General features: G+C 57.7%; 14 protein-coding genes. 11 read left to right on the top strand and 3 right to left on the bottom strand.

What is annotated here, in order from left to right; genetic code table 11:
- Positions 1-26: 26 nt before the first annotated feature.
- The 3 genes from ABWQ15_RS02175 to ABWQ15_RS02165 all read right to left on the bottom strand — a co-directional run bounded on the left by ABWQ15_RS02175 (position 27) and on the right by ABWQ15_RS02165 (position 3,016).
- A complete protein-coding gene (locus ABWQ15_RS02175; protein WP_353907183.1) occupies positions 27-902 on the bottom strand; it encodes a radical SAM protein in 876 nt (291 codons plus the stop codon).
- 191 nt (positions 903-1,093) lie between these two features.
- On the bottom strand, positions 1,094-1,900 hold the full coding sequence (gene gctB, locus ABWQ15_RS02170; RefSeq protein WP_353907182.1) for a glutaconate CoA-transferase subunit B: 807 nt from the start codon (positions 1,898-1,900) through the stop codon (positions 1,094-1,096).
- 15 nt (positions 1,901-1,915) lie between these two features.
- Positions 1,916-3,016 (bottom strand): CoA transferase subunit A, encoded by a 1,101-nt coding sequence (locus tag ABWQ15_RS02165; protein WP_353907181.1) that lies wholly within the window; start codon positions 3,014-3,016, stop codon positions 1,916-1,918.
- Between the two features lie 191 nt (positions 3,017-3,207).
- On the opposite strand from ABWQ15_RS02165, the gene ABWQ15_RS02160 reads away from it, so the two are divergent.
- From ABWQ15_RS02160 to ABWQ15_RS02110, 11 genes are all read left to right on the top strand, one after another.
- Entirely contained in the window at positions 3,208-4,059 is an 852-nt protein-coding gene (locus tag ABWQ15_RS02160; RefSeq protein WP_353907180.1) for a helix-turn-helix transcriptional regulator, read from the top strand.
- 289 nt (positions 4,060-4,348) lie between these two features.
- Entirely contained in the window at positions 4,349-5,317 is a 969-nt protein-coding gene (locus ABWQ15_RS02155; RefSeq protein ID WP_353907179.1) for a hydroxyacid dehydrogenase, read from the top strand.
- Positions 5,318-5,684: 367 nt separating this feature from the next.
- Positions 5,685-6,470, top strand: a complete 786-nt coding sequence (hgdC, locus tag ABWQ15_RS02150) for a (R)-2-hydroxyglutaryl-CoA dehydratase activase HgdC (protein ID WP_353907178.1) — start codon at positions 5,685-5,687, stop codon at positions 6,468-6,470.
- 96 nt (positions 6,471-6,566) lie between these two features.
- Positions 6,567-7,850 (top strand): 2-hydroxyacyl-CoA dehydratase subunit D, encoded by a 1,284-nt coding sequence (locus ABWQ15_RS02145; RefSeq protein WP_353907177.1) that lies wholly within the window; start codon positions 6,567-6,569, stop codon positions 7,848-7,850.
- Positions 7,847-8,989 carry a (R)-2-hydroxyglutaryl-CoA dehydratase subunit beta gene (gene hgdB / locus ABWQ15_RS02140; RefSeq protein ID WP_353907176.1) on the top strand — a complete coding sequence of 381 codons (1,143 nt, stop codon included), beginning with the start codon at positions 7,847-7,849 and terminating at the stop codon, positions 8,987-8,989. Before ABWQ15_RS02145 ends, hgdB begins: the two co-directional genes overlap by 4 nt.
- Positions 8,990-9,076: 87 nt before the next feature.
- Complete coding sequence (locus ABWQ15_RS02135; RefSeq protein WP_353907175.1) at positions 9,077-10,846, top strand: acyl-CoA carboxylase subunit beta; 1,770 nt, start codon at positions 9,077-9,079, stop codon at positions 10,844-10,846.
- A 32-nt stretch (positions 10,847-10,878) separates the two neighbouring features.
- The gene (locus ABWQ15_RS02130) at positions 10,879-11,166 is read left to right on the top strand and encodes an OadG family transporter subunit (RefSeq protein ID WP_353907174.1); all 288 of its coding nucleotides are present in this window, start codon (positions 10,879-10,881) and stop codon (positions 11,164-11,166) included.
- Positions 11,167-11,222: 56 nt separating this feature from the next.
- On the top strand, positions 11,223-11,615 hold the full coding sequence (locus ABWQ15_RS02125; protein WP_353907173.1) for a biotin/lipoyl-containing protein: 393 nt from the start codon (positions 11,223-11,225) through the stop codon (positions 11,613-11,615).
- 19 nt (positions 11,616-11,634) lie between these two features.
- Positions 11,635-12,804, top strand: coding sequence for a sodium ion-translocating decarboxylase subunit beta (locus ABWQ15_RS02120; protein ID WP_353907172.1), 1,170 nt, complete (start codon positions 11,635-11,637; stop codon positions 12,802-12,804).
- 241 nt (positions 12,805-13,045) lie between these two features.
- Positions 13,046-13,849 (top strand): AAA family ATPase, encoded by an 804-nt coding sequence (locus ABWQ15_RS02115; protein ID WP_353907171.1) that lies wholly within the window; start codon positions 13,046-13,048, stop codon positions 13,847-13,849.
- A gap of 4 nt (positions 13,850-13,853) precedes the next feature.
- Positions 13,854-15,056 (top strand): vWA domain-containing protein, encoded by a 1,203-nt coding sequence (locus ABWQ15_RS02110; RefSeq protein ID WP_353907170.1) that lies wholly within the window; start codon positions 13,854-13,856, stop codon positions 15,054-15,056.
- The last annotated feature ends 19 nt before the right edge of the window (positions 15,057-15,075 follow it).

Raw genomic sequence — 15,075 nt, 5'->3', positions numbered from 1 at the left:
AGTCACAGCTTGCCTGCAAAAGCGCGTCAGTGCCCCAGCTCTACAAATTTTCGCAGCGGCACATCGCCCTGCAGAGCTTCGTCACACTCGCCAATAAGCCGGTCCCGATCCTGATTCAGAGTCCCGGCGAGGACCAGATAGTTGCTGGCGTGATTGGACCGGAACACCGCGCCGGGGCAGTCGATGTGCTCCAAAAACACCTTTGTCTCCCGAATCAGCTCCATGGGCTGCGGCATCACCAGCTCCCCGCTGGCGATCCACTCCGACATGGGTGTGCCGGTGTAGATGCGCAGTGTCAGCAGCGCAATATAGTCCGGCCGCATGGCGTTCAGAGCCGCGGCGGTGTCTGCCGCGTGGGCCTGCCAGTCCCCGTTGGACCCCGCAAGGCCGTTGATGGCGGTGACGGACAGGGTGAGCCCGGCGGCCTTCAGCTTTTGCCCGGCCTCAATTTGCTGAGCCGCCGTGACGCCCTTGCTGATTTTTTTCAGCAGGGCGTCATTCCCAGACTCAAGTCCAAGATACGCAAAATCCAGACCCGCTGACCGAAGAGCAGACAGATCCTCCGGTGACTTTTGCAGAATGCTCTTGGGGCTTGCATAGGTGGAGATCCGCAGGCATTCGGGAAACAGCTCCCGGATGTCGCCCAAAATTTCCAGCAGCTGCGCCGTGGGGAGAATCAGCGCGTCTCCGTCGGCCAGAAAGAAGCGCTCCACGCATGGGTACTGTGCCCGCGCCCAGCGCAGGTCCTCCAGCACCTGTCTGATCGGAGTGATGGAGAATTGCTTTTCCTTATACATGTTGCAAAAGGCGCACTTATTGTGGCTGCATCCTACGGTGACCTGGATGATCAGGCTATGGGCTTCGCTGGGGGGACGGTAGACGGCTCCGGAATAGTGCAGCATGGAAGGCCTCCTTTTGACGATAGGATTATTATTACTGTGCGGGTTGCGGAGTTTTTTTCACAGCGACTGCGTACTCCATACAGGGCGGCGCGCCGACTCCGCTTGCGGAGATGCGGGAATACTGCGCGAATTGAAAACGCGGCCAGACGGCTCGGCCGTCTGGCCGCGCAGACTGTGCAGTCAGAAAAAACTTATTTCTCCTTGGGAACCTTGATGAATGCCTGACCCGGATCGATCTCCTCACGGATGACGCGGATGATCTCCTCGCTGGGGCCTTCCATCAGCTGCGCACGGCTGACGTCCACCTCAAACCCGGTGTTCTCCTGTACCATCTCGGGAGAAGAGAACGGATAGTAATAGGCGAGGTACATCCGCTTGGTGACCTCATCGAACTTCATGATGCCAAGGTCGGTAACCACCATCTGAGGACCGCGGTTGCCGGGCAGGCCCGCCTTCTCGCGGCCGCCGGGGCCGTCCATCCAGCCGCAGGAGGTCACATAGTCGATCTTGTCCATAAAGCGGCGTTTCTGATGCTGCATCATGATGACGGTGTTGCAGTAGGTGGCGATGCCGTTGGCGCCGCCGGAGCCGGTAAACCGGGTCAGGGGCTTGACATAGTCGCCTTTCCCGTAGATGCAGGTGGAGTTCACGTTGCCGTAGGGATCGATCTGGGCACCGCCGATGAAAGCGATCAGCCGGTCCTTGCCATGGATCCACTCGTTGGCCTCAAAACCGATAAAACGGACGTTGGGCCACTGCACGGCGCAGTGCGCCATGAAACGGTTGTCGCCCACGGAGCGGGGGACCTCCACGGGGTCGCAATCCATCAGACCGCTCTCCACGATGGGATGGCAGGAGGGGCAGACCACCCGCTTGGCCAGGGACGCGCCGATCAGCGGCAGGCCCGTGCCCACGATGACGATCTGGTTCTCCTGAATATTCTTGGCGATGGCGTAGGCCTGCATTTCCTGCTTGGTGTAATTTTTATAATCAGACATTGTTAAGCCCTCCCCTTACTGGATCTTGCCGGCATAGCCCAGGCCGGGAACATTCTTGGTGGCAATCAGTCGGCTGGCGCCGACCTTGTCCAACAGCTCATCGTGGGTCTTGACGCTGTACACCCACTTATCCATATAGTCCCGGAAGGTCTCGGGAACAGCAGAGCCGTCCTCCGCGGCCTTGGAAGCGGCGGCAGCCTTAGCGGCGGTTTCCGCGGCCTTGGCGTCCTCGGGATTCTTCGCGGCGGCCTTCGCAGCTTTTTCTGCGGCCTTGGCCAGCTGCCCTTTGGCGTCCTCGGCATCCTGATACTTGGAGGCCCTGTCGTACTCCTTCATGGCGGTGCCGTCCACATCGTAATACCCGTAACACTGGGCGGGCCATGCGCCGTGAGGTGCGTGAACCACGGCGTCCACGCACTGGCCGAAGATGCGGGTCAGTGTGGGGTCACGGCGGATATATTCATCGGAGACCAACTCTTCGCAGGTGACAATAGTGCGCTTGGCGGCAACGGCGATGTCCACATCGTGGAACTCGTCGCCCTCAATGATGCAGGTGCCGTCGGGAGAGGCCTTCTGCACGTGGATCACGGCGCAATCCAGCCGGGGCACGGGCACGGCCACGACCTTCTCGCCGGGGTTGAACGGATTATCCACCATGACAAACTTGTCATTGTCCACGGAGTCCATCGCGGCGCGCTGCTCCTTGCTGATGCCCCAGTACTCCGTGAGTCCGGAGCCGCCCATCAGGCGCACGGGCAGGAAGGGAAGACCCAGAGAAGCGGCGTGGAGCTGAAGCATCAGAACATCCTGAGAATAGTCCTCATAGGTCAGCTGGCCGGCTTCAATGGCGGCGCGAAACCGGCGGGACACGTTGGTGTAGCCGGAGTTAGCGGTATAGCAGTTGATATAGGCCTTGACACGGCCCTCACCGATCATCATGTCCCAATCGCCGCCTGCGGGACCGGCCCAGACGGTGAAATCCTTCTGGCCCTGACGCAGGATCTCATACACCGCAGCATAGGGCTTGCGGTTGGTAGTGAAGCCGCCGAAGCAGATGGTGTCTCCGCTCTTCACATAATTGGAAACGGCTTCGGAGAGCGTACAAACTTTTCCCATAAGATTGCCTCCATAAGATAGTTTTTCCTGTCTGAATTGGACAAAAAGACTTGTGTTTTCATAGAAAGTCATTTATTATAGTATCACACAACAATCCTCTGTAAAGGAACATTTGCGCGAAAAAATTAGCGGATATTGTTTTTGCTGTTTGGTTTGCATGTTCGGACAAAGAGGCGGAAGGAGAGGTCTTCGTGCAGGTGCAGCCGTTTTATCTAAAGATGAGCCGGGACAATTCGTGGTACATGGACCGGCCTCATTTCCATGAGAGCGTGGAGTTTTTGATGCCGGTCTCCCGGGGCGGGGAAATGTTTGTGGAAAATCAAATATATTCTTTGCACCCAGCGGCCCTGTTTATCCTGCCGGATGCGACGCTGCACAAAACGCTCGCCTCCGAGCCCTATGAACGCTACGTACTCCACATTCCGATTCCTACGATTCATGCGCTGTCCGCACCCCAGACCGACTTCTACCGCAGGATACTGGAGGCGGAGCGGATGGTGGAGACGGGCAGTCGGTACAACGAGCTGCTGTCTCTTTTGAAGCGGCTGGACTGGGAGCAGGGGCGGAAGAGTACGGAGTTTGGTTCCGATCTGAGCCAGATGCTGCTGCTGTCGGAGTTTTTATTGCAGGCACTGTCCATTGCCCCGGCCCGGCGGCAGGCGGACGAACTGTGCCAGATCGAGAGTCCTCCTCTCCCAGGTGCACGGGAGGGAACGCTGAAAATCAGCGCCGTGCTGGAGTATTTGCAGGCTCACCTCTCGGAAAAGCTGACGCTGGAGCGGGTGGCGTCGGAGTTTTTTATCAGCAAGTACTACTTGAGCCACTGTTTCAAGGAGGCCACGGGCTTCAGCGTCATGGAGTATGTCATCAACACCCGCATTCTCCGGGCCCGTCGCCTTTTGCAGGACGGCCAGAGGGTCCAGGCGGCGGGGGAAGCCGTTGGTTTTCAGAGCAACGAGCATTTCATCCGCACATTTACGGCCCTGACGGGACTGCCTCCGAAGCAGTACGCAAAGCGGTTCAGCCAGGGAGAGCGTCAATGAGAGAGCCCCTGTGAGCAGGAAAAGCTGTCTACCAATCACAATATAAATCAAAATCCTCTCAACTTCCTTTATTTTCTAGGAAATTGAGAGGATTTTGCTCTGCAAAATGACGAAAACTAATTAAGAAACCGAGCAAAAATGACGGAAATTATGAATTATTAAAATTATTTTGCAGGAATACTTGCAAAATCAAAAAAAGTGCGTTATGATGATGAAACAATATAAAAAAAGACATGCGGCACGTGGCATCCGCCGCACTCAAAAACGGATTTGTGGAGGAACATAAGTCATGAAATTCAAGGCCTATTATACAAACAAACTCAGCGACGTCGCCACCCAGATTTTCAACAACAACGATGTGGAAGTCAAGGTTGCCACCGCTCTGGATGAAGAGACTTATATCCGGGAGCTGAAGGAATATCAGCCCGACGTCATCATGTGCCGCACCGAGCCGGTGACCGCCGCCATGATGGATGTATGCCGTAATTTGAAGGGCGTGGGCAAACAGGGCGCGGGTCTGGATAACATCGACATCGATCATGCTACCGCCAAGAAGATTCAGGTGGTCTTCGCTCCCGCCGGAAACGCCAACGCTGTGGCGGAACACGCCGTGATGCTGATGATGATGACAGCCCGCCGATTCAACTATGTCGACAAGCAATTCCGCAGCGGCAACTTTTATATTCGCATGGGGCTTGAAAACACCACCGAGGTGGAGGGAAAGACTCTGGGTCTGGTGGGCTGCGGCCGAATTTCCAAGATGTTTGCATCCAAGTGCATCAATGGCCTTGGCATGAAGGTCATCGGCTATGACCCGTATGTGACGAAGGAGCAGCTGGGAGGACTTCCCATCGAGTTGAAGGACAACACCGATGAGATTTGGAAAACCGCCGATTTCGTCTCCATTCACCTGCCGCTGATGCCCTCCACGGAGCGCACCGTGGGCATGGAGCAGTTCAAGATGATGAAGCCCCGCGCCATTTTCCTGAACGTAGCCCGCGGCGGCCTGATCCGTGAAGAGGAGATGGTCGAGGCCCTGAAGACCGGCGTTCTGTTCGGCGCGGGCCTGGACGTGTATGAGCCCGAGCCGCTCAGCGAGAACAGCCGTCAGATGCTGGACATGGACAACGTGATTCTGACTCCGCACACCGCGGCCTCCACGGAAGAATCTGTTATTAACTGCTGCACCTCCTGCGCCACGGATCTTGTCAATGTTTGCTACGGACGGCCTATTGTCTGCCCTGTCAACAAGATCTGAGGCAATTCCGGGAAACGCGGTGCCCGAGCCGTGCTGATCCCACTCCGGCCATCTGCTGAAATCACTTTCGGCAGACGGCCGGTTTTTTTAGGCAGAGAAACTGTTTCAACTTCCAATGGCTTTCAATGTGTCGAATTTTCAACTGCCTGCCCAGTAAAATTATCAGAAAGTACGAAACGAAAAGCAAGATGTGCTAATTTTTTAACGCGCGGCAGTATTTACAATTTATGTCCGTATGGTATTCTAGGGTTGGTAAATAATAAGAAATACGTGATTTTAAAGGACTTTGGCGGATTTTGAGCGAACTCCTTTCAGAAGATCCACGAAAAAAAGGGTTGCGTTCTCCACCGCCGCTAGGAGGTACCGTATGAAAACAATTTATACTATGGGCATCGACGTGGGATCTACTGCCTCCAAGTGCGTTATTCTGAAAGACGGCAGTGAGATTGTTGCCAAGTCTCTGGTGGATGTGGGCGCGGGAACCAGCGGACCCACCCGCGCCATTGCGGAGGTGCTGGAGGCCGCCGGGATGAAGAAAGAGGACATGGCGTTCATTTTGGCTACCGGCTATGGCCGCAATTCTCTGGATGACATTGCAGACCACCAGATGAGCGAGCTGAGCTGCCATGCCAGGGGCGCATTTTTTCTGTTCCCGGACGTTCACACCGTCATCGACATCGGCGGACAGGACGTGAAGGTTCTGGAGATCGAAAACGGTGTTATGGTGAATTTTGCCATGAATGACAAGTGTGCCGCCGGAACGGGCCGGTTTCTGGACGTGATGGCCCGGGTGCTGGAGGTAAAGGTGGAGGATCTGGCGGATTTGGGAGCCCAGTCCACCAAGAACGTGGAGATCAGCTCCACCTGTACCGTGTTTGCCGAGAGCGAGGTCATCAGTCAGCTGGCCAAGGGCAGCGACAAGCGCGACATCATCCATGGCATTCACAAGTCTGTGGCCTCCCGGGTGGTGGGCCTTGCCAACCGCATCGGCGTGAGGGACGCGGTGGTAATGACCGGCGGCGTCGCCCAGAACGGCGGCGTGGTCTCTGCGCTTCAGGATGCGCTTCAGCATCCCATTTATACCTCGCCCCTGACGCAGTACAACGGCGCGCTTGGCGCGGCACTGTACGCATGGCAAAAGGCGACAAAATAATTTGCAAGTGATCCCTGAAAGGGGAACCACGCGCCGGTTCGTTTTTTCGGACACGGCGAAATAGAGGACAGTTATTTAAGAACGGAGGATATTTTCATGGCAGAAAACGAAAAAGCCACTGCGGCCGCACCCGAAGCGGCTCCTGTAAAGAAAGCTCCGAAGCCGGTCAGCCCCGGCACGCAGGCGCTGCGCGATGTTGTCACCAAGGTGTACGCCGCCGCGTGGGATGCTAAGAAGGCGGGCCGTCCCGTGGGCTGGTCGTCTTCCAAGTTCCCCTGCGAGATTGCCGAGGCGCTTGGCCTTGCCGTCGTATATCCGGAGAACCAGGCCGCCGGTATCGGCGCGCAGCACGACGGACAGCGGTTGTGCGAGGCCGCCGAGTCTTTGGGCTTTGATCCCGATATCTGCGGATACGCCCGAATCTCTCTGGCATATGCCGCCGGCGTTGAGACGACCAACGAGTCCCGCCGGGTTCCCGCGCCGGACTTTGTGCTGTGCTGCAATAACATTTGCAACTGCATGACCAAGTGGTATGAGAACATTGCCCGGATGCACAACATCCCCCTGATTATGATCGATGTGCCGTATAACAATGAAGTCACCGTCAGCGATTCTCAGGTGGCGTACATCCGCGGCCAGTTCGACGAAGCCATCAAGCAGATGGAGAAGATTGCCGGCGTGAAGTTCGACGAGAAGAAGTTTGAGCAGGCCTGCGCCAATGCGAACCGCACCGCCAAGGCTTGGCTGAAGGTGTGCGACTATTTGCAGTATAAGCCCTCCCCCATGAGCGGCTTTGATCTGTTCAACCACATGGCCGACGTGGTGACCGCCCGCGGCAAGGTGGAGACTGCCGAGGCGTTTGAGCTGCTGGCAAGCGAGCTGGAGGAGCACGTGAAAAACGGCACCACCACCTCTCCGTTCCCCGAGCAGTACCGCATCATGTTTGAGGGCATTCCCTGCTGGCCTAACCTGAAGACCCTCTTCAAGCCCCTGAAGGCGAACGGTGTCAACGTCACCGCCGTGGTGTACGCTCCGGCGTTTGGCTTTGTGTATGACGGACTGGATGAGATGGCCCGGGCCTACTGCAAGGCCCCCAACAGCGTCTGCATTGAGCAGGGAGTGGACTGGCGCGAGGGTATTTGCCGGGACAACAAGGTGGACGGCGTGCTGGTCCACTACAACCGCTCCTGCAAGCCCTGGTCCGGTTACATGGCCGAGATGCAGCGCCGCTTCACCAAGGATCTGGGCGTCCCCTGCGCCGGGTTCGACGGCGATCAGGCCGATCCCCGCAATTTCAACGAGGCTCAGTATGAGACCCGTGTCCAGGGCCTGGTAGAGGCTATGGAGGAGAACAAAAAGCTGAAGGAGGCCCGGGCATGAGCATCGAAACGATTGTAAAGGAGTTCGCCGCCGTCGCGGCCGACCCGAAGGCACAGCTGAAGAAATTCAAGGCGGAGGGCAAAAAGTGCATCGGCGTGATGCCGTATTACGCACCCGAGGAGCTGGTGGCCGCCGCCGGAATGGTGCCGTTTGGCATGTGGGGCAGCAACGACAAGACCATCTCCCGCGCCAAGGAATACTGCGCCACGTTCTACTGCACCATCGCACAGCTTGATCTGGAGATGCTGCTGGACGGAACCCTGGATCTGCTGGACGGCGTGATTACCCCCACCATCTGCGACACGCTGCGCCCCATGAGCCAGAATATCCGCGTAGCTATGAGCGAGAAGCTGCCCTGCATTTTCCTGGCCCATCCTCAGAACCGCAAGCCCGCTTACGGCAAGAAGTTCTGCATCGACCAGTATGCCCACATCAAGACCGAGCTTGAGAAGATTGCCGGCGCCAGCATTACCGACGCGGCTCTTTCCGAGGCGATCAAGGTCTATAACAAGAGCCGCGCCGCCCGCCGCGAATTCGTGAAGCTGGCCAGCGACCACTGCGATGTGATTACCCCCACGAAGCGCAGCGCTGTGTTGAAGGCCGCATGGTTCATGCCCAAGGGCGAATACACGGAGAAGCTGACCGCGCTGAACGCGGAGCTGGCCGCGCTGCCCGTGTGCGACTGGAAGGGAACCAAGGTGGTCACCTCCGGTATCATCTGCGACAACCCCAAGCTTTTGGAAATTTTCGAGGAAAACAACATGGCCATTGCCGCCGACGACGTGGCCCACGAGTCCCGCGCTTTCCGTGTGGATGCTCCCGAAACCGGTGACCCCATGGAGGCTCTGGCCCAGCAGTTCGCCAATCAGGATTACGATGTGCTGCTGTACGATGAGCATTCCAGCGAGAACCGCCGCGGCGAGTTTGTGGCAAAGCTTGTAAAGGACAGCGGAGCCAAGGGGCTGGTGCTGTTTATGCAGCAGTTCTGCGACCCCGAGGAAATGGAGTATCCCTCCCTCAAAAAGGCGTTGGACGACGCCAAGATTCCCCACATCAAGCTGGGTGTAGATCAACAGATGCGGGACTTTGGTCAGGCCCGCACCGCCATTCAGGCGTTTGCCGACGTGATCTCCCTCTAAAACAGTTTGTCCGCGGGCCGGTCGGTTGGCCGGTTGACCGGCCCACTTTCCCTTCCCCGGCTAAAATACATGATAAGGTGGTACGATATGAGCGCATTTGGCTACTCCATGCCTTCTTACTTCCAAAACATGCCCCAGTTGGGCACGCCGCTGAAAGCGGTGAACGAGGAAAACGCGAAGTCCCTGCAAGATGTCGAGACTGCGTACAACGCGGAGGTTGAGGCTGCCCTCAGTGCCGGCCGCAGCGACGAGTCCCTCAACGAGTCCGGACAGATGACCGCCCGGCAGCGGCTTGAAATTTTGGTGGACCAGGGTACCTGGTGCCAGCTGGACAGCCTGTATAACCCCGGCAACAACAAGGACGGTTCCACCGGCGTGCTGATCGGCATGGGCAAAATCCACGACAAGTGGGCGATGATCATTGCGTCCGACAACAAGAAGCTGGCGGGCGCGTGGGTCCCCGGTCAGGCACTGAAGCTGACCCGCGCCACCGACATTGCCAAGATGCTGCGCATCCCACTGGTGTATGTGCTGAACTGCTCCGGCGTGAAGCTGGACGAGCAGGAGAAGGTTTTTGCGGGCCGCGTCACCGGCGGTACGCCCTTCTATCGTCACGCGGAGCTGGAGCAGATGGGAATTCCCGTGCTGGTGGGCATTTATGGAACCAATCCTGCCGGCGGCGGCTATCACGCTGTCAGCCCCACCATTCTGATCGCCCACGAGAAGGCCAACATGGCCGTGGGCGGCGCTGGAATCGTGGGCGGCATGAACCCCAAGGGCTATGTGGATCAAGAGGCCGCCGAGGCTCTGATCGATGCCACCACCAAAGCCGGAAAGATTGATCCTCCCGGCGCGGTGCATATCCACTTCGGCGAGACCGGTTTCTTCCGTGAGGTCTACTCCGGTGAAGAAGGCGTTCTGGCCGCCATCCAGAAATATATGGATGCCATCCCCGGCTACAATGAGAATTTCTTCCGCGTGGCCGATCCTATGGAGCCCGCTCACAAGGGCGAGGAGCTTTATACCCGCGTACCGTTCAACCAGAAGCGCGCCTATGACGTCCGGGAAGTGCTGGCGTGCCTGTTCGACAACAGCGAATTCATGGAGTACAAGAAGGGCTATGGTCCCGAGATCGTCTGCGGCATTGCTCGTGTGAACGGCCTTCTGACCGGCGTGGTCACCAACTACCAGGGTCTGCTGCCCAACTATCCGGAGTACCGGGGCGCAGGCGCCGTGGGCGTGGGCGGCAAGCTGTACCGTCAGGGCCTCATCAAGATGAGCGAGTTTGTTACCATGTGCGGCCGCGACCGTCTGCCCATCGTGTGGATTCAGGATACCACCGGCATCGATGTGGGTGACCCCGCCGAGAAGGCCGAGCTGCTGGGTCTGGGCCAGTCCCTGATTTACTCCATCCAGAACGCAAAGGTCCCCCAGATGGAGATTACGCTGCGCAAGGGCACCGCCGCCGCCCACTATGTCATGGGCGGGCCTCAGGGTACCGAGCGCAACGTCTTCAGCATCGGAACCGCCGCCACCGAGATCTACGTGATGCACGGCGAGACCGCCGCGGCCGCCATGTATTCCCGCCGTCTTGTGAAGGACAAGAAGGAGGAAAAGGACCTTCAGCCCACCATTGACAAGATGAACAAGCTGATTCAGGAGTATTCCGACAAGTCACGTCCCGCCGCCTGCGCCAAAACCGGTCTGGTGGACGAGATCGTGGAGCTGCCCAAGCTGCGCAGCTATCTCTGCGCGTTCGTCGGTGCAACCTATCAGAATCCCGAATCCATCTGCCCGTTCCATCACATGATCACTCCGCGGATCATCCGTGACTGGGACAACCTGATGAACAAGTAAGAAAGGAAAGCGTTTGCTTCTGAGGTGAATGTATGATCCAAGGTAGTATGTCTATGGGAGTAGCCGGCATCGTCAGCCTTGCCAGTATGCTGGTGGTGTTTGCGGTTTTGCTGCTTCTCTATGTAATTCTGGTTATATTTGGCAAGGTTGCTACACGGAAAGGCAAAGCATCGGCTTCCCCCGCCGCACCGTCCGCAGCTCCCGTAGCCGCGCCCAAGCAGGATGACAGCGAGCTGATCGCCGTTCTCTCCGCTGCCGTCGCGGAGTATGAGCGCACGAGGGACAATCCTTTTGTTCGTAACCGGCAGGATCTGGACTGAGTCTGACTGACCGGTTCGCCATAATTAAATTATATAAAATTAGAGGAGAAATCGACATGAGAGCTTATACAATTACTGTCAATGGAAAGACCTATGACGTTCAGGTCGCCGAGAATGGCGCCGCAGCTCCCGCCGCAGCCCCCCGCATTCAGAGTGTGACCTCTGTGGCCGCACCCGCCGCTGCCCCCGCTCCTGCGGCAGCTCCCACCCACGCTGCTCCCGCTGCTCCTGCCGGTGCCGACACGATTATCGCCCCTATGGCGGGCAAGGTGATGAGCGTTGCCGTCAAGGAGGGTGACACGGTTACCGCCGGTCAGGTGCTGCTGACTTTTGAGGCTATGAAGATGGAAAACGAGATTATGGCGCCCGGCGCGGGCACCGTTACCGGCGTATTCATCACAGTTGGCGCTCAGTTCGATACCGGTGCACAGCTGATTCAGCTCGGTTGATCGAAAAGGAGATTTCCGAATGGATTTAATTACAGGAACCGTCAGCGGCATCGCCGGCACGTCCGGCTTTGCCATGATGACGGACATTCGTCAGGCCATCATGATTGCACTGGCCTGTGTGCTGCTGTATCTTGGCATCGTAAAACAGTTTGAGCCCCTGCTGCTGGTGGGCATTGCTTTCGGCATGCTGCTGACAAACCTGCCGGGTGCTGAGATCTTCCATCCCGCACTTTGGGGCACAAGCGTGAATTATGGGGACGTGCTGCACGACGGCGGCCTGCTTGACATCCTATATATCGGCGTCAAGACGGGTCTCTATCCCTCGCTGATCTTCCTTGGCGTGGGTGCGATGACGGACTTCGGTCCCATGATCGCCCGTCCGTCGTCCCTGTTCATGGGCGCCGCGGCACAGGGCGGCATCTTTGCGGCTCTGCTGCTGGCAACCGCCATGGGCTTCCCTCCGAAGGTGGCCGCCTCCATCGGCATCATCGGCGGCGCAGACGGCCCCACCGCCATCTGGCTGACTAAAATTTTGGCCCCTGAATATCTGGGCCCCATTGCCATTGCGGCCTACTCTTACATGGCACTGATCCCGCTCATTCAGCCGCCTATTATGAAGCTGCTGACAACCGAGAAAGAGCGGAAGGTCAAGATGGACACCATGCGTCCCGTCTCCAAGGCTGAAAAGATCATCTTCCCGATCATGGTTACGATCGTCACCTGCCTGGTGCTGCCCACCGTTGCGCCCCTGCTGGGCTGCCTGATGCTGGGCAACCTGTTCCGCGAGTGCGGCGTGACCGAGCGTCTCAGCGACACCGCCCAGAATGCTCTGATGAATATTGTCACTACCTTCCTGGGCATCTCCGTGGGCGCTACTGCCGTGTACGACCGGTTCCTGTCGGTGGATACCCTAAAGATTATTTTCCTGGGCCTGACGGCGTTTGCCTTTGCCACCGCCTGCGGCGTGCTGTTTGGCAAGCTGATGTGCGTTCTCTCCGGCGGCAAGATCAATCCGCTGATTGGCTCTGCCGGCGTGTCCGCCGTCCCCATGGCCGCCCGTGTTTCTCAGGTGGTGGGCCAGAAGTACAATCCCTCCAACTTCCTGCTGATGCACGCCATGGGCCCCAATGTGGCCGGCGTGATTGGCTCTGCGGTGGCCGCAGGTTGCCTGCTGAAGCTCTTCGGCTAAGACGTCGGAGTAAGGTCCGCTGCGTTTCGTTTCCGCATGAGGGCGAAAACTGCACTTCGCTTCCTTGCTCCTCCATTTCCTCCGCAAACGCTTTGCTGGTTTGCGTCGGAGAGAGACGGAGAAATGCGAAGCAAAGTCCGCTGAGCCGAAGATGCCGGCGAGCGGTTAAAAACCCGAGAAGAGGGGCTGCTGCAATGATGCAGCAGCCCCTTTTGGCAAGAATCTTGACCATGGAGGTACTATGAAAGAACTGAAAAGCACAAAGGACTATATCGCCTCGCTGGAGCTGCTGCGGGTGGCGGACATCGCCCGGGCGCTTCAGAAACCCCTGCTCATCAAGGGCGAACCCGGTACCGGAAAAACAATGCTGGCTCAGGCGGCGGCTGAGTCGCTGAATCTAAAGCTGATTGTCTGGAATATCAAATCCACGACCGAGGCTCAGGACGGCCTGTACGTCTACGACACCGTGGCGCGGCTGTATGACAGTCAGTTCGGTGAGTCCGGCGTCAACGATATAAAAAAATATATCAAGCTTGGAAAGATGGGCGAGGCATTTCAGGCCGAAGAACAGGTGGTTTTGCTGATTGACGAAATCGACAAGGCTGATCTGGAATTTCCAAACGATCTCCTGTGGGAGCTGGACCGAATGGAGTTCTACATTCCGGAGACGAAGGAGACCGTCCGGGCGAAGCACCGCCCCTTCGTCATCATCACCTCCAACGCGGAAAAGGAACTGCCGGACGCGTTTTTGCGCCGCTGCATTTTCCACTATATCGCTTTCCCGGACGCATCCATGATGGAGCAGATCGTCCGCGCCCATTACCCGGAGCTGGATAAGCTTCTGCTGGAGCAGGCTTTGGAACAATTTTACCGTCTGCGGGGCCGGGATTTGCAGAAAAAACCATCCACCAGCGAGCTGCTGGACTGGGTGCAGGCTCTCAGCATCGGCGGGGTAGACCCAAAGCTGCTGCGGGACACGCTGCCCTTTGCAGGCGTCTTGCTGAAAAAGACGGAGGACTTGGACGCCGTGCAGCGGCGGCGGTGAGCGGATGTTCACGGGATTTTTTTACGCGCTGCGCCGGTACGGTTTGGACGTGTCCCTGAACGAGTGGCTGACCTTGATGGAAGCGCTTAGGCTGGGACTCCACGGCTCCCAATTGACGGATTTTTACGAGCTGGCCCGCTGTGTCCTCGCCAAAAGCGAGGCGGATTTTGACCGCTTCGATCTGGCCTTTGCGGAGTATTTCCGCGACGTAGAGTCCGTCCGTGAACTGCCTGCGGAGTTTTTGAACTGGCTTGCCGAGGCGATTTCGCGGCGGGAATTTGACAAGGATGAGGTAGACGCCCGGTTCGGCGGGGGCCTTAATCTGGAGGAGCTGAAAAAGTTGCTGGCGGAGCGCCTTGCCGAACAGACGGAGCGACATGACGGCGGCGGCAAGTGGGTGGGTACCGGCGGTACGTCGCCGTTTGGACACGGCGGCTATAACCCTGCCGGCATCCGAATCGGAGGACCCGGACGGCAGAAAAGTGCTGTTCAGGTGGCGGCAGAGCGGGACTACCGGGATTTCCGACAGGATTCCGCGTTGGAACTGCGACAGTTTCAAATGGCGTTTCGCAAGCTTCGGAACCTGACGGTGAAAGGTGACGGGCCGAAGGACGAGCTGCAGCTGGACGAAACGATCCAGGCCACCTGTGACAACGGCGGTTTTTTGAAGCTGGAATTCGACAGGGCCCGCAAAAGCGACGTGCGCCTGCTGGTGCTGTTTGATTCCGGAGGGTCTATGTGGTCCTACTCCCGTCTGTGTTCACGGCTGTTTCACGCGGTCCATGAGTCCAGCCATTTCAAGGAACTCAAGGCCTTCTATTTTCACAACTGCGTCTACGATGACCTGTTTACCACCCCGGAGTGCTGGCATCAGGAGAGTGCGGACACGAAAAGTGTCCTTCAGGGACTCAACGCTTCCTGGAAGATTTTGTTCGTGGGAGATGGAGCCATGGCTCCCAGCGAGCTTTTGAGCCGTGGCGGATGTCTGGACTATTACCGGGTCAACGACGAACCGGGACTGGCCTGGCTGCGACGCTTTGCAGCGAAGTCGGTTCATACGGCGTGGCTGAACCCCATTCCGCAGGAGCAATGGGAATATACCTGGGGAAGCCAAACCATCCGGCTGATCCGCAAGGAGATTCCCATGTACCCCCTGACCATCGACGGACTGGACACCGCGCTCCATCATTTGATGGCGCCCCGGTGAGCAGCTTCTGCAAAAAAGG

The sequence above is a fragment of the Oscillibacter sp. genome (genome assembly GCF_040505565.1).
Classification (GTDB): domain Bacteria; phylum Bacillota; class Clostridia; order Oscillospirales; family Oscillospiraceae; genus Oscillibacter.
Note: the sequence above shows the minus strand (reverse complement) of the source record. Positions and strands in the feature narration are given on the sequence as shown.

Coding starts and splice junctions, on each gene's coding strand:
- ABWQ15_RS02175 (WP_353907183.1), bottom strand. CDS start 902: ATGCTGCACTATTCCGGAGCCGTCTACCGTCCCCCCAGCGAAGCCCAT.
- gctB (WP_353907182.1), bottom strand. CDS start 1,900: ATGTCTGATTATAAAAATTACACCAAGCAGGAAATGCAGGCCTACGCC.
- ABWQ15_RS02165 (WP_353907181.1), bottom strand. CDS start 3,016: ATGGGAAAAGTTTGTACGCTCTCCGAAGCCGTTTCCAATTATGTGAAG.
- ABWQ15_RS02155 (WP_353907179.1), top strand. CDS start 4,349: ATGAAATTCAAGGCCTATTATACAAACAAACTCAGCGACGTCGCCACC.
- hgdC (WP_353907178.1), top strand. CDS start 5,685: ATGAAAACAATTTATACTATGGGCATCGACGTGGGATCTACTGCCTCC.
- ABWQ15_RS02145 (WP_353907177.1), top strand. CDS start 6,567: ATGGCAGAAAACGAAAAAGCCACTGCGGCCGCACCCGAAGCGGCTCCT.
- hgdB (WP_353907176.1), top strand. CDS start 7,847: ATGAGCATCGAAACGATTGTAAAGGAGTTCGCCGCCGTCGCGGCCGAC.
- ABWQ15_RS02135 (WP_353907175.1), top strand. CDS start 9,077: ATGAGCGCATTTGGCTACTCCATGCCTTCTTACTTCCAAAACATGCCC.
- ABWQ15_RS02130 (WP_353907174.1), top strand. CDS start 10,879: ATGATCCAAGGTAGTATGTCTATGGGAGTAGCCGGCATCGTCAGCCTT.
- ABWQ15_RS02125 (WP_353907173.1), top strand. CDS start 11,223: ATGAGAGCTTATACAATTACTGTCAATGGAAAGACCTATGACGTTCAG.
- ABWQ15_RS02120 (WP_353907172.1), top strand. CDS start 11,635: ATGGATTTAATTACAGGAACCGTCAGCGGCATCGCCGGCACGTCCGGC.
- ABWQ15_RS02115 (WP_353907171.1), top strand. CDS start 13,046: ATGAAAGAACTGAAAAGCACAAAGGACTATATCGCCTCGCTGGAGCTG.
- ABWQ15_RS02110 (WP_353907170.1), top strand. CDS start 13,854: ATGTTCACGGGATTTTTTTACGCGCTGCGCCGGTACGGTTTGGACGTG.